General features: G+C 45.7%; 12 protein-coding genes. 9 read left to right on the top strand and 3 right to left on the bottom strand.

Going from position 1 to position 14,015, the window contains the following annotated elements; translation table 11 throughout:
- Positions 1–208 precede the first annotated feature (208 nt).
- The 8 genes from ACOJRU_RS01535 to ACOJRU_RS01570 all read left to right on the top strand — a co-directional run bounded on the left by ACOJRU_RS01535 (position 209) and on the right by ACOJRU_RS01570 (position 11,375).
- A complete protein-coding gene (locus ACOJRU_RS01535; RefSeq protein ID WP_421133313.1) occupies positions 209–2,938 on the top strand; it encodes a TonB-dependent receptor in 2,730 nt (909 codons plus the stop codon).
- Between the two features lie 93 nt (positions 2,939–3,031).
- Positions 3,032–5,530, top strand: a complete 2,499-nt coding sequence (locus ACOJRU_RS01540) for a family 20 glycosylhydrolase (protein WP_421133314.1) — start codon at positions 3,032–3,034, stop codon at positions 5,528–5,530.
- A gap of 85 nt (positions 5,531–5,615) precedes the next feature.
- Complete coding sequence (locus ACOJRU_RS01545) at positions 5,616–6,506, top strand: BadF/BadG/BcrA/BcrD ATPase family protein (RefSeq protein ID WP_421133315.1); 891 nt, start codon at positions 5,616–5,618, stop codon at positions 6,504–6,506.
- Positions 6,503–7,501: a glucosamine-6-phosphate deaminase NagB-II gene (gene nagB-II, locus ACOJRU_RS01550; protein ID WP_421133316.1), complete on the top strand. Its 999-nt coding sequence runs from the start codon at positions 6,503–6,505 to the stop codon at positions 7,499–7,501. Before ACOJRU_RS01545 ends, nagB-II begins: the two co-directional genes overlap by 4 nt.
- A complete protein-coding gene (nagA, locus tag ACOJRU_RS01555; RefSeq protein WP_421133317.1) occupies positions 7,498–8,652 on the top strand; it encodes an N-acetylglucosamine-6-phosphate deacetylase in 1,155 nt (384 codons plus the stop codon). Before nagB-II ends, nagA begins: the two co-directional genes overlap by 4 nt.
- Entirely contained in the window at positions 8,649–9,968 is a 1,320-nt protein-coding gene (locus ACOJRU_RS01560; protein ID WP_421133318.1) for a sugar MFS transporter, read from the top strand. The genes nagA and ACOJRU_RS01560 overlap by 4 nt, the downstream gene beginning before the upstream one ends.
- 137 nt (positions 9,969–10,105) lie before the next feature.
- Positions 10,106–10,765, top strand: coding sequence for a hypothetical protein (locus tag ACOJRU_RS01565; protein WP_421133319.1), 660 nt, complete (start codon positions 10,106–10,108; stop codon positions 10,763–10,765).
- 343 nt (positions 10,766–11,108) lie between these two features.
- Complete coding sequence (locus ACOJRU_RS01570) at positions 11,109–11,375, top strand: hypothetical protein (RefSeq protein WP_421133320.1); 267 nt, start codon at positions 11,109–11,111, stop codon at positions 11,373–11,375.
- A gap of 24 nt (positions 11,376–11,399) precedes the next feature.
- Here ACOJRU_RS01570 and ACOJRU_RS01575 read toward each other — a convergent pair whose 3' ends face one another.
- Both ACOJRU_RS01575 and ACOJRU_RS01580 read right to left on the bottom strand, forming a co-directional pair.
- On the bottom strand, positions 11,400–12,026 hold the full coding sequence (locus ACOJRU_RS01575) for a haloacid dehalogenase type II (protein WP_421134689.1): 627 nt from the start codon (positions 12,024–12,026) through the stop codon (positions 11,400–11,402).
- 203 nt (positions 12,027–12,229) lie between these two features.
- Positions 12,230–13,111: a DMT family transporter gene (locus tag ACOJRU_RS01580; RefSeq protein WP_421133321.1), complete on the bottom strand. Its 882-nt coding sequence runs from the start codon at positions 13,109–13,111 to the stop codon at positions 12,230–12,232.
- A gap of 186 nt (positions 13,112–13,297) precedes the next feature.
- Here ACOJRU_RS01580 and ACOJRU_RS01585 point away from each other — a divergent pair, with 186 nt between their 5' ends.
- The gene (locus ACOJRU_RS01585) at positions 13,298–13,801 is read left to right on the top strand and encodes an HAD family hydrolase (RefSeq protein WP_421134690.1); all 504 of its coding nucleotides are present in this window, start codon (positions 13,298–13,300) and stop codon (positions 13,799–13,801) included.
- Here ACOJRU_RS01585 and ACOJRU_RS01590 read toward each other — a convergent pair.
- A complete protein-coding gene (locus ACOJRU_RS01590; RefSeq protein ID WP_421133322.1) occupies positions 13,760–13,948 on the bottom strand; it encodes a hypothetical protein in 189 nt (62 codons plus the stop codon). The two genes, ACOJRU_RS01585 and ACOJRU_RS01590, sit on opposite strands and share 42 nt — an antisense overlap.
- Between the last annotated feature and the right edge of the window lie 67 nt (positions 13,949–14,015).

The following is a 14,015-nucleotide window of genomic DNA, read 5'->3' on the forward strand; positions in this document are numbered from 1 at the left end:
GAATAAAAAATTGCTTTAAAAATCAACAAAAAAGCAGTTTTTATTACTTAATTGTTAAATTTGCGTTTGCAGCTTTACATTTCGTGATGTAACTTAACATCTAATGACAGCGTTGTCATCTAATAATGCAACCCTATAACAACGCCTGTCATTTTATTATTATAATAAATGACAGCGTTGTCATTTTGGCTGAGAGAAGGTTCACACAATGTATAAAAAACAACAAAGTAAACTAACAAAAAGCGTTCGCCTCGCCATTGCTATGGGCGCATTCAGTAGTATGGCTATGCCGGTGGCCTATGCCCAAGAGCAAGCAACTGAAACAGAGGTGATTGAAGTCACAGGGATCCGTGGAAGCCAAAAGGCCAACATAAACACAAAACGTTTTTCAAGTGCGATTGTCGATGCCATAACCGCAGAAGATATTGGCAAGTTTCCCGATAAAAACGTTGCGGAAACGCTTGCTCGCGTGCCGGGTATAACGATAGACAGAGACTTTGGTGAAGGTCAGGGTGTGACTATTCGTGGCGTACAACCAGACCAAAACTTAACATTAGTTAACGGCCAGGCAGTCGGTACTGGGCAGTGGTTTGTACTATCAGACGCAACGCGTAACTTTAACTTTGAAATTCTGGCCTCTGAGATGATTGCAGGGCTAGAAGTGTATAAGTCTTCTCAGGCTGATATTGACGAAGGCGCACTAGGTGGAACCGTTATCCTGAAAACCAGGAAGCCTTTCGATTTAGATGCAAACTCAGGCCAAATTTCAGTAGAAGCGCAGTATGGTGATATCGCAGAGCAAATCGACCCATCGTTGTCAGGCCTTTATAGCTGGAAAAACGATGACGAAACGTTCGGCATTCTATTTTCTGGCTCATATCAAGAGCGTACGGTAGAACGCGAAACAAACGAAGATTTTGGATGGTTTGGCCCTAGCATTCCGCGTATCGACCCGCTTATTGAAGCGCCTGCAGGGGCAACACAAAAAGGGGCTTTACCGTGGGGAATGGGTTCTGCATTATTTAAACAAGAGCGTGAGCGTGTAGGTTTTGACGTTACCGCGCAGTGGGCACCGACAGACAACTTCGATGTATCGGTACATTACTTATCGTCGACATTAAAAGCAGATAACGTTAACTCTAACTTAATTGGTATTCCATTTCGCGGTATCGCTTACATGGGCGAAGACACGAATACGGGTACCGTAAGTAGCGATGGTGTTGTTGAGTCGTTGAATGTAGTGGGTGTTCCGCAGCGACCGGCATGGGCGCGCTTTATTGCTTATGACAATATCTTCCGCGACGGTTCTGAGATGTCGACAGAATTACTCGATATAGAAGGTAACTATATTATTGGTGATGGCAATCTTCATTTTCAATTAGGTACTACCACAGGTGAAGGTGAAAACCGCGACTTCTTTACAGAATTTTGGGCCGATGCAAATGACCCACGTGCTGCCTTTGACTTTTATAACCCAGGTGGCGACGCACCTTACATCGACTTCACAACGGCAAGTCCATGGCTTGAAAACCCCACCGATGAAATGTGGCTAGGCGGTATTTTTGATCAACAAAACTCTACCGAAGATAAAGAGAACTATGTTCAATTTGACTACTCACATAGCGTAGATTGGGGTGTGGTTTCGGAAATCAAAACAGGTGTTAAGCGTCGCGATAGAAGCTTTTCTCAGTCACGTTTCAGAACCGACCTTGCTAACCTCGCGCCAGTGGGAGAGGGCAGCTTAGGTCCAGCGTCAGACTTCTGGACAGGCGAAATGGTGAATGTTTCTCACTCAGATACCAATGCAGTGGGCGCGAGCTACTTCTTCCCAAATAAAGACAGTATGTATAGTGCATTATACAACGTAGCCGAATGTGCAGGTGATGCTACTACGCTATGTCGTAGAACCGACCAATTCTTATCAGAATCATCGTTTGAAATTGAAGAAGATATTACGGCGCTGTATGCCATGGCTGTCTTCAGTGGTGATGGATTCAGAGGTAACGTAGGTCTTCGTTATGTAGAGACAGACTCAACGTCTAACGGCTTCGATTTGAATACTGGAGAAGCGGTTGCATTTGACGGTGGATACAATGAGTGGCTACCTAGCATTAACTTATCTTACGACCTAAGTGATGATGTGTTATTACGAATGGCAGCCTCACGTGTACTAACACGCCCCGCTCCTTTCCAATTGGCGCCTGCGGTTAACCTAACGCCAGAGACCAGTTCGGGCTCGGCAGGTAACCCACAATTAAACCCACTTACTGCGAATCAGTTTGAGGTTGGCGCAGAATGGTACTTTAGCGAGTCATCTATTGCGGCTATCACAGTATTTAAGAAAGATATTAATGACTTTATCTTCACTAAAACGGTTTCGCGTGAAATTGATGGGCAGCAAATTAATCAGCTAAGAACCCCTGAAAATGGTGGCTCGACCACGATTGATGGTATTGAATTGCAGGTTCAACATGTTTTCGACAACGGGTTCGGGGGATATGCAAACTATACCTATACCGACGTGGCCGATGCATTAGTAGAAGACGCGGTGGTAGTTACCGATGAAGACGGAAACATTACGGGTGCCACATTGGCGTCTCGCGCAGTAAGCTTTCCGAACACATCAAAAGACTCGTTTAACGTAGGTGTGTTTTATGAAACAGACATTTACAGTGCACGACTTAACTATAACTACCGTTCTGAGTACTTCAGTGCTCAAACTGAAATTGGTGACCGTTACCGCGACGAGCAAGCCCAGCTTGATGCGCAGCTAAGTTGGAACCTAACCGAAACGATTACGCTAAAAGCGGAAGCGCTAAACTTAACCAATGAAATTTGGGAGAACTACTACGTGCGTGAAAGCGATGGTAAGCGATTAGGGGGGACGCAAAGTGCCAACGGACGCCGTGTCTTCGTTGGCGCAAGTATGAAGTTCTAAGATGTTGTAATAAAGAAGCGCTAAAGAGGGCGCAGTTAACTACTTCGCCCTCTTTTTTTGCTGTTAAAGGTAAGTAGAACAAGGAATTGCAAAGTGAGAAGAATACTTGGCTTGTCGTTGATATTAATGTCCTGCTCGGCGGCGCAGTCTGATGAGCGCACTGTTGACCAGGCGCTCCTTGAGGTTATTGGAAGCGAGTTAACGGTACAATATGCCGTTGTAAGTAACCTTGAAGACGCTGTGTGTCGTACGCACATAAAAGACGGCGAGTGTTTTTCTTCCCGTATTACGTTTTCAACGAAAGATCACGCTATTCCTGAATCAACGACTCTCTATTTCAGCCATATTGCGCCGGTAAGAGGGTTTACATCGTCAAGTAACGTGAACATAGAACATGTGAACGGTGATTTACATCGTGTTTCGTTTAACCACTCTATACCGCCGAACACAGAGTTTACTGCCACTTTATCATCGCCGTTTTGGCATGCTGTACGTTCCGATGCCATGCCCAACTATTACATTACTTTTGGTAATTTAGAGCCTGTTATAGTGAGCTCAACGGCGCGCATTACCGAGCCCGGTACACAGCTATTGGTTAATCAACATGCGAACCAGTGGGGAACACAAAGTCAGTACCTACGCAGCAGCGAAGACAGTATGCCCCTCATGGATAGTGCATATTGGTATGATGCTCAATCGCTAACCGCGCCGCATGATTTGGCAGAGAAGTCACTTAGGGTGATCCCACAAGTCGCAGCGCGCGAAGACTCAGGCAAAACGGGGGCGATTAACGGCGTTACGTTTACGCCAGAGACCGCTACACTGCTTGCACCTGCAAGGGCGCAGCTTTCTAGTTTTGGTTTACCCGAAACAGAAAATGGCGTGCCAGTGAAGGTTGCCATCTTGCCAGACGATGCGAAGCGCGCGCACTACACCCTTGCTATTTCAAACACTGATATTGAAATTAACGCGGCTTCAGCGCTAGGCGCAAACTATGCGTTGCTTACGTTAATGCAGTTATTTGATAAAGAGACAAAACACCTACCTATCACCACAATCAGTGACGCTCCTCGCTTCGCCTTTAGAGGGATGCATGTAGATGTGGCGCGCCACTTTCTCGGTAAACAAGCGATAGAGACACTTATCACACAAATGTTTACTTATAAGCTCAATAAACTTCATTTGCATTTAAGCGACGATGAAGGCTGGCGTGTAGAAATTGACGCATTACCAGAGCTTACTGAGGTGGGTGCCTTTCGCTGTCATGACGTGAATGAAACGCGCTGCCTAATGCCGCAGTTAGGTAGCGGCCCACATCGAAGTGCTGTGGGTAACGGCTATCTTAGCGAACAAGACTATATCGATATTGTACAAATGGCGCATGACAGAGGGATAGAGGTTATTCCCTCGTTTGACATGCCGGGCCATGCTCGGGCCGCGATAGTAGCGATGAACGCGCGGCACCATCGTTTGTCTTCACATAAGAATAAAGCCGCCGCGACACAGTATTTGCTCACCGATCCAAATGATAAAACGCAGTATGAAAGTGTGCAGTTTTATAACGACAACACAATGAATCCGTGCCTTGATAGTACATACGCGTTTGTTGAAACAGTAATGGCGTCAATAAAAAGGCTGCACGAAAGAGCAGGAGTGCCGCTAACTACGTTTCATATTGGTGCTGATGAAACCTCAGGCGCGTGGTCGCAATCACCGATGTGTCTAGCCCAAAACAAAGATCCGAATACCTTGTTACCTGAATTCGTGACAGAGGTTCAGCGTATTGCATCAAAGCTTAATTTACGTATTGGCGGCTGGAGTGACGGGATGGAAAAGGCGGTTGATGCACTAGATGCAAAGCGTGCCTATGCAAATGTCTGGGATGTTTTAGCCGCGGGCGGTAGCGAGAATATATCGCACTTTTCCAGCGCTGGTATTCCAGTAGTGCTGTCATTCCCCGATGTCTTATATTTCGATTTCCCTTATGCAAGCCATCCCTTTGAGCCGGGTTACTACTGGGGCTCGAAAGCAACGAGTGTTGAAAAGGTGTTTTCACTAATGCCCGAGCATTTGTCGCTACATAGCAATGAATGGGTAGACCGAATGGGGAATCATTACACACCAAAAGCGGATGCAGACACCGCAACATTAATGGGGATTCAAGGTCAGCTATGGACAGAAGTGACAATAAACCAAGCCGCAATGGAATACATGATGTTTCCGCGTTTGCTTGCCTTGGCTGAACGCGCGTGGCACCAGTCTAACTGGCAAGTCAATGCTGACTCGCTTTCAGCGAAAAAAGAGCTGTTGAATGCACGTGAGCAAGACTGGGCTGGGTTTCAGTCGGCGTTATTCACAACGCATTTTCAAGCGCTCATCAAGCAAAACATAAATGTACGCGTACCGCCTCCTGCGGCCAAAATAAACGATAACCTGATGTATATGCAGCCGGTTGAGGGATTCGTAATGGAGTACAGCCATGATGGCAGTAACTGGTCACCCTATGTAAAACCGTTAACGGTTAAAGGCAATGTTTTTGTGAGAACAAGAGTTGCTGGAACAGTAAAAACGAGTCGGCATGTTTATCTTTAACATGTTGATTTCACGAGTAAAAATGACAGCGCTGTCATCGTGTTGATGGCGATTGAAAATGTGTTTTCGCAAATGAGACAGATAAATGAAAACTGATTTGTATTTTATCGGTATTGATGGCGGTGGAACGAAATGTCGTGCCCGTCTTGAAGATGCAAGCGGAGCATTATTGGGTGAGGGCGTAAGTGGGCCTGCCAATATCATGCGCGACTGTACGCTAGCGACATCGTCAATCCTCGACGCAGTGTCTAAAGCAATAGCACAGTCATCAATGCCTATTAAAATGGACCAATGCGTGGTTGGCGCTGGCCTTGCTGGTGCAAACATTTCGCATGCCAGACAAGCCTGTGAGGCGTGGGCTCATCCTTTTGCATCGCTTCAGTTGCTAAGCGACCTGCATGCCGCCTGTATTGGTGCACATAATGGTCGTGAAGGGGCTGCCCTGATTATCGGTACGGGCTCATCGGGTACACATTGGAAAAATGGTGTATTTCGTGATGTTGGTGGTCATGGCTTCCCTGTTGGTGATATCGCAAGCGGCGCATGGTTAGGGTTAAAAGCGGTTCAGCACACATTATTATGTTTTGATGGGCTAGCGCCTGCAGACAGGCTTTTCGATGCAATATGCGACAAACTTAACGCTAAAAAAGCGGAAGATGTGGTGTGTGCTTGCGCTGCATTTAACACGCATCATTATGCGTCGCTCGTTGAAGCCATGTTGCCTTTGCTTTATACCAACGAGGAATCGGTTGTAGGGTTCTTTGAAGAAGGAGCGAATTACGTAGAGCGAGTCGCTACAAGATTACTGTCAGATAACCAAGCACCGCTTGCCATGATAGGCGGGTTGAGTGATATCTACGCCTCAAAATTTTCTTCACAGATAAAAGCACGGCTTGTCTCTTGTGAGGCGTCACCTCAGCAAGGCGCATTATTTTTCGCAAAATCTACTTATTCTCAATCTAAGGGTGTTAAATGAATCAGTCTATTATGGCTTGTGAGGCCAGAGAAGTGCCGTCAGTAATTCGTGATCAATTGCTCAACAACGACGACGTAATTAAGCGTACGGTTTCTACATTGAACGACATAGCGCCTCGACTTATTTACATTATTGGGCGTGGTTCTTCAGACCATGCCGGCGTATTCGCTAAATACTTATTTGAAATTGAAAAAGGTATTCCGGTAAGTTCCGCCGCACTCTCTATTGCAGGCGTATATGGGAAGGCGTTAGATCTTAACGGTGCCGTGGCATTTGTTATATCGCAGTCGGGTCGAAGCCCTGATATTCTTCGTCAGGCCGAATCGGCCAAAAAGGGCGGCGCGTTCACTATTGCTTTCGTAAACGATGAGTCGTCGCCGCTTGCAGAACTGGCCGATGCGGTTATTGGTATTGGCGCAGGAGAAGAAAAAGCGGTAGCCGCTACCAAGAGCTATCTTGCTACGCTATCTGCACTTTTGCATTTATGTGCACGCTGGAATAACGATGACCATTTGATGGCGTCGTTGCACGCATTGCCCGCCTCACTTGAGAAAGTCATTGATGAGCCAGCCCAATTAGTAGACACTTTTCTTCATAATACGCGAAACGCTGTGGTTTTAGGGCGAGGTTTTGGTTACGCAATAGGTCGTGAAATAGCGCTTAAGCTTAAAGAAGTATTAGGTATTCATGCGGAAGCATTTAGTAGCGCAGAGTTTATTCATGGGCCGGTTACACTTGTAGAGAACAAACTAAAGGTTATTGCGTTAAACATTCAAGACGAAAGTGCCGCTTATCATCACGATATAATCGAAGACGTAAAACATCGTGGAGCAGAGTGTTCAGAGATGAACGCGTGCAATGATAACGTTCATCCAAGGTTATCACCGTTACTATTACTTCAGCGTTTTTATCTCGATGTAGAACAAATTGCGGTGAGAATGGGGCTTAACCCTGACTCACCGCCGGGTTTAAATAAGGTAACAAAAACACAATGAATACGCACATTCGCATTCAGAAAGCATTAATAAACGGTACATGGGTTAAAGACCTTGTGTTTACTATTAATAATGGGCGTATTGTTACTATTTCACCGTTTTCAGAAGCTGTGACGGTAGATGAATATGTGCAAGGCAAAGTGCTTCCAGGGTATATCGACACGCAGGTGAACGGCGGGGGGGGCGTGATGTTCAATCATGTCCCTACACTCGATAGTATCGCGCTAATGGCCGATGCACATTTGCAATATGGTACGACGGGTTTTTTCCCTACACTCATTACTGATGATCTGACTACTATTGAGGCGGCGGCGAACGCGGTTGCTGAGGCGAAACGTGAGCAGCATCCTTCAGTATTAGGCGTTCACTTTGAAGGGCCGCACCTTTCTGTCGCTAAAAAAGGGGTACATCTACCCCGTTTCATTCGGCCACTATCTGATAAAGAGTTTGCGGTTTATACACGTAAAGATATCGGGCAAGTTATTGTTACTGTTGCCCCAGAAAATGTTTCTGCAGACGTTATTTCAGCGTTAGTAAAAGAGGGCGTGATTGTCGCGCTAGGCCATTCAAATGCCCCTCATGATATTGTACAAAAAGCACTTGAAGCCGGCGCTACTGGTTTTACTCATCTACTTAATGCCATGTCGCCATTTACCTCCAGAGAGCCTGGAATGGTAGGCGAAGCGCTGTTATCCAACGCAACGTGCGGCCTTATTGTTGACCATCAACACCTTCATAAAAAATCTGCAGAGTTAGCCATAAAAGTTAAAGGTGAAAAGCAAATTATGTTGGTCACCGATGCAATGGCGCATGTCGGTGCAGCGCAAGATACCGTTGCATTTTTCGATACAGAAATTACGCGTTCAGGACAAAAACTTACGACCCCCGATGGCACACTTGCGGGCAGCTGTTTAGATATGCATCAAGCGGTGTTGAATTGCGTGAATGACATATCAATACCTCTTGAAAAGGCCAGCGTTATGGCCAGCCAAACCCCCGCAGCATTTGCCAATGTTAGTGATGCCGTAGGGCAACTGGCGGTAGGATACGCGGCCAATTTTGTGGTGCTTGATGACGATAATGCGCTAAACCAAGTATGGCAAAACGGCGTCTGCAAAAAAGATAATAACAAAGCGAGTGATTCACTATGACCGTAGCAACGAACACAGCATCTCACCAAGGAATAGGGCGTTTTATTCCTATTGTCAGTATTGGCCTGTTATTTTTTATATTTGGTTTTATCACTTGGTTAAACGGCGCGTTAATTCCGTTTCTACAAATGGTATGTGAGCTGACCGAGATTCAGGCGTTATTAATTGCGTTCTGCTTCTACATTGCGTACGTGGTGATGGCGTTGCCAATGGCAAAAATACTTGAAAAAACAGGCTATCAAAAGGGCATGAGTTTAGGGTTGGCCATAATAGCTTTTGGCTGCATTCTTTTTGTTCCTGCAGCGCTTTCTGCGTGGTTCCCCATATTTTTGCTGGCGCAGTTTGTTGTAGGAAGTGGGTTAACTATTCTCCAAACTGCCTCGAACCCTTTTATTGTGCGTTTAGGCAGTGAAGAAAGCGCTGCGGCGCGTATTGCGTTTATGGGGTTACTGAACAAGGCGGCTGGCGTGCTAGCACCTATTGTATTTACTGCACTGGTGCTAAGTGGGTTGCCCGATGTAAGCCAAGAGTCGCTAAACAATATGCCAATAGATACGCGTACAGCGCTTATCAACGATATGTCATTTTCGCTTATTCAGCCTTATGTGGGCATGGCGATAGCATTGGTCCTTATTGCCTGGGCTTTCTCTCGCATTAATCTTCCAGATATTTCTGCCAGCGATGTTAATGAACCTAACAGCCCCAGCGATAAACGCATTGTGCAGTTCCCTCACCTAGTGCTTGGTGCGATTAGTTTGTTTTTTTATGTTGGAGTAGAGGTGATTGCTGGCGACACCATTGGTTTATACGGCTCATCGTTAGGGGTAGAGAACGCAACAACACTTACCTCCTATACCATGGTCGCCATGGTGATTGGCTATGTTATTGGCTTACTGTGCATACCTCGGTTATTTTCCCAGCAACACGCACTACTTGGTTCTGCGCTTGTTGGTGTAAGTTTGACGGTGGCAATGCTATTTGCTTCAAACACAAGTACATCAATTGCCGAGCTATTATGGGGATGGGCAAGCGTACCGTTACTGCCTAATAGCGTTGCACTTATTGCATTGCTTGGCTTTGCCAACGCGTTGGTTTGGCCAGCAATATGGCCATTGGCGCTCAACAATTTAGGTAAGTACACGGCACAAGGGTCGGCACTGCTTATTATGGGTATTGCAGGAGGCGCAATACTGCCTATGGTATACGGCGGGCTGAGCGAAGCGATAGGAGGGCAGATAGCTTATGCAGTAATGCTGCCGTGCTATTGCTTTATAGGTTATTACGCTATCTGGGGCTGTAAAAAAGTATCGTGGTGACCGGTATATGCGCAGGTGTTATAGACAATATCTGCGCACCTTCCCTCGAGAATTTTTAAGGTGCTTCAACCGTTATTGTGAATTAGTGGCTGCTTAGCTATAGTTCAGCGATAGAATAGAGGATGAGCGGTGAGGCCATGAACATGATTCAGCGAATAATGCTTGCCGCGTTAATCGCCTTTTTTTTCACTTATCCGCACTATTCTGTTGCCAGAGGTATCGCAGTGTTAGCGGTTGATTACCCTCCGTTCACATCGCCTTCTTCAGCAAATAATGGCGTTGCGTTTACCTTACTGCAGCAAAGAACAAAGAATGCAAATGTGCATTGGAAGCCAACTTTTGCGCCCCCTGCACGCATTTTACAGTTGATAAAAGAGGGTAAATGGTGCGCAAGCTTCTACCCTGTAAACGATAATATCGAATCTGAAAAAATAGAACTATCAAAAAGCATGGTGACTATTGGGCTGGTGAGAACATCGTCTTTAACGTCATCATTTGAATGGGAAGCGCTATCAGAGCTTAGTGGTCATTCTGTCGCACTACTGCGAACCTCTCATGAGTCTGACTTTTACAACCAGTTTCTAGATGCAGGGCTTGAGATCGTAGAAGTAGAAAGTGTGCAGGCTGGCATAGACATGGTATTAAGATCGCGTGTGGATTTTAGCGTTGCCGATAATATTAGCGTCGAATTGAACCAATACCCCACACTGCAGTTTTCAAGAACACCGCTGTTATCGACTACAATTGCGCTGTTTACTAACCCCAATTGTGATATTCCCGTACTGAGTGAACATTAAAACTGATATTTGATGCTTGAGCTAAACGGCACGAGATGTTTAAATATCGGCCGCTACTAAAAGCCCTCACGGTGTTGTTTTTCAGAAAGCTGTTACTGAAAACATTAAAAAAGGAACTGCCGTTAAATGCTTCGCATTGCTTTAGTAGTAGTTAAGTGAAATTTCAGGTGTATAAAACAAGAGTGCGTAATACCGACATTGTCGTTTTTATTACCACGTATAAAATTCGGCACCTAAAAAATAGTCATCTATTGCTATAGTTTTTTCACTGACCGCGAGCACAATTTTGCTCTTGTACTAAAGTAAATAAACGCGACTGATATTCCAGTTGTTGGGGACTACCATGAAACAGCAAATTATTATTACCCTTTCTGCACTTCTTTTATCTACTTCTGCATTAGCAAACGGTGGGTTTGAGCCAAATAAAAAGCAGTGCGCTAACGTTGGCAAAGAACTCGTGCGTGTTAGCGGTGAAATGAAAGAGGCGACGTCTGGCCTTCAAAAGTCGTGGCTAAAGCGCCAGCGCTCTGCCCTTGAAACTAAGCGTTCTTCATGTGGTGCTAAAGGCTTTAGCAACAATAAGAGCCTGACCATTGCAGCTAATCAGTAGATTTATTTACGCTCGGTTATGTCGCTAATCGCTTGCGAATAGCGACGCCACATCACCAATGTGGCTAAATACATAGTCGGGCGGTAACCCTAGCGGGTAAGGCATTTTGCCTTCTCTCTCTATAAAAGCAGTACGCATGCCTGCTGCTTTTGCTCCGCTAACATCCCAACCATGCGCAGCCACCATCATTGCTTGGCTTGCTTCTACGCCTACTTCTTTGCACGCCCAGTGATACACTTGGGGGGCGGGTTTGTAGGTGCGAATGGTTTCAGTGCTTAGCACATGCGTGAAATACTCGCTAATACCCGCAAAAGCAAGTTGCGCTTTCAACCCTTCAATTGACGAATTCGACAATGCGATCAAGGGAATGTTGTATTGCTGGAGCGCTAAAAGCGCTGGTTTTACATCAGGGTGGGCAGGTAAAGAGGTAATGTGCTTTTTAATGGTCTGTTTTGCTGTTGAATTACTTAGGGTGATTCCCTTGCCGTGAGCAACCATCACTAACGCCGCGGCACCAATATCAATAAAGTCATGAAACTGTGCACTGGCAATGTCTACCAATGAATGATGAAGCAAAGTGGTAAACCATAAATCTACAAGCGTTTCATCATTATTCAGTACTGAAGCCAGCCCTTGCTTTACCGCAGTCATATCAAGCAACGTTTCGTTGACATCAAAAACCAATGCGCTGGGTGCATTCGACTTATTGCTTGTTATATCTGACACCTTTAGCGCTCCTTCTTGTTACGCATTCACCACTGTTTATTGCTACAGCCCGAGGGTGATAAGGGATCACGGTTGCGCCAAACTACGAGAAAAAGCGCACTGCGCAATGTGCGTACGCAGCGCCTATATTAATGCGGTGAGGGCGAGCCAAAGCTGACAAGAATGCCAACGCCGCATAATGCAATGGCCGACCACACAACAGTAGCTTTCGTAGCCTTTTCACCCATAACCCACGCCACGCCAATGGACATTAATGCGCTGGTCGCGATTAACGTTTGAACCACGGCGGCTTTTGCATAGGCGAATGCGAACATTTGTAAATAAATAGCCGCAGTTGTGCCAAGCAATGTAGCAAGAATAAAAATAGGCCAGATACCTTTTTTGTGCATGACCGGCATCCACTTAGACCTTGTTATGAGCATAAACGGAACAACGAATGCCATACCGCCAATAAGCCTTAAAAAAGCAGCACTAGCGGCATCTACTTCGCCACTGCCCAATATATCGCGGCTAACTACGGCCCCGACAGCTTGACACAATGCTGCCCCTACACCGTATAAGTAGCCTGATGTGGCAAAAATATGTGTGGCACTTCGCTTACGTGCTTTAATAACCATATCGACAGAAAGAAGGACAACTGCTACGCCTACCCATTGCTGCCACGTTATCCACTCGCCAATAAATGCCATGGCGAACAGCGCGGTGAAAAGAGGCGCTAGCGTTTCAGCCACTAATACCGCCTGACTATCGCCAATGCTTTTCAGCGCCTTAAAGAAGCAGGTGTCACCTATGCCTATACCAATAAGACCGCTTAATAACAGCCACACCACATCTTGCATGTTATAGGGGGCGGGTGGAAATATAGCTAACACGCCCGCCAATATGGCAATGGACACGACCCCTTTCCAGAAGTTCATGGAAAGCGGCGAAAACGCATTTCCGGTAGCGCTAAAAAGCCGTGCGGCTATTGCCCAGCAAAGCGCAGTACCTAACGCAGCAAATACACCCATTACACCCGCCATTATAAGTTGTACGCGTGAGCGCACTAGAATAAAAAAGAGCGGCTATGCTAATGCAAACTTCGCATTTGTGTAAGTATAAAATGCACCAAACTTGCGGTAATGGCGTAAAGGTTAACAAAGAATAGTTTGCCCACACTGCAAACCACAGTTGGCATAAAGCACGGTGAAGAAAAAATGAATTTAGACGGTATTAAAGGCGTTATTTTTGATTTAGACGGTACGCTTGTAGAGTCGAGCTTAAACTTCACCAGAATTCGTGACGAAATTGGCTGCCCCCATGATGAAGATGTGCTTAGTTTTGTAGATAACCTAGAGTGTGACGTTGCCAAACAACACGCACATAATACGATATTACAGCATGAATTAGATGATGCTAGACATGCCAAATGGCTGCCTATTGGGAAACAAATGGTAGAAAAGGTAACGGCTCATCAGCTTCCCATGGCCATTGTTACGCGAAACTGCCGAGAAGCAACGGCCATTAAGCTGGCAAACAACGCTATTCCTATCGACATTGTACTAACGCGAGAAGATGCCCCCGCCAAACCAGACCCAACGGCACTACTGATGGTGGCAAAGCAATGGCAGCTTAACGTAGAAGACTGCCTTTATGTGGGGGACTTCATTTATGACCAGTTAGCTGCCGAAAATGCCGGTATGAAATGGCTCATGGTGTAGCGCGCGAGTACCGGGCTTTTTGGGTTTTTCTGGATCTAAATGATATTCATCTTTAGGTAAATCACTATCTCCTGCAATACCACCATAGACATTAGTATAAAATTCGTACTGCAACTCTTGTAACTTGTTTTTTTGCTTGTTAATCATAGTCATTCCTCTGGTTATTTATCTTTATGATAAGAATCATTGTGGTCAAAATAATTTACTTCATGGA

It is taken from the genome of Alteromonas algae (genome assembly GCF_049117195.1).
Classification (GTDB): domain Bacteria; phylum Pseudomonadota; class Gammaproteobacteria; order Enterobacterales; family Alteromonadaceae; genus Alteromonas.

What these genes read in the sequence shown, in the direction of transcription:
- ACOJRU_RS01535 (WP_421133313.1), top strand. Translation starts at nt 209, where the DNA reads ATGTATAAAAAACAACAAAGTAAACTAACAAAAAGCGTTCGCCTCGCC.
- ACOJRU_RS01545 (WP_421133315.1), top strand. Translation starts at nt 5,616, where the DNA reads ATGAAAACTGATTTGTATTTTATCGGTATTGATGGCGGTGGAACGAAA.
- nagB-II (WP_421133316.1), top strand. Translation starts at nt 6,503, where the DNA reads ATGAATCAGTCTATTATGGCTTGTGAGGCCAGAGAAGTGCCGTCAGTA.
- nagA (WP_421133317.1), top strand. Translation starts at nt 7,498, where the DNA reads ATGAATACGCACATTCGCATTCAGAAAGCATTAATAAACGGTACATGG.
- ACOJRU_RS01560 (WP_421133318.1), top strand. Translation starts at nt 8,649, where the DNA reads ATGACCGTAGCAACGAACACAGCATCTCACCAAGGAATAGGGCGTTTT.
- ACOJRU_RS01565 (WP_421133319.1), top strand. Translation starts at nt 10,106, where the DNA reads ATGAACATGATTCAGCGAATAATGCTTGCCGCGTTAATCGCCTTTTTT.
- ACOJRU_RS01570 (WP_421133320.1), top strand. Translation starts at nt 11,109, where the DNA reads ATGAAACAGCAAATTATTATTACCCTTTCTGCACTTCTTTTATCTACT.
- ACOJRU_RS01575 (WP_421134689.1), bottom strand. Translation starts at nt 12,026, where the DNA reads ATGACTGCGGTAAAGCAAGGGCTGGCTTCAGTACTGAATAATGATGAA.
- ACOJRU_RS01580 (WP_421133321.1), bottom strand. Translation starts at nt 13,111, where the DNA reads ATGGGTGTATTTGCTGCGTTAGGTACTGCGCTTTGCTGGGCAATAGCC.
- ACOJRU_RS01585 (WP_421134690.1), top strand. Translation starts at nt 13,298, where the DNA reads ATGAATTTAGACGGTATTAAAGGCGTTATTTTTGATTTAGACGGTACG.
- ACOJRU_RS01590 (WP_421133322.1), bottom strand. Translation starts at nt 13,948, where the DNA reads ATGATTAACAAGCAAAAAAACAAGTTACAAGAGTTGCAGTACGAATTT.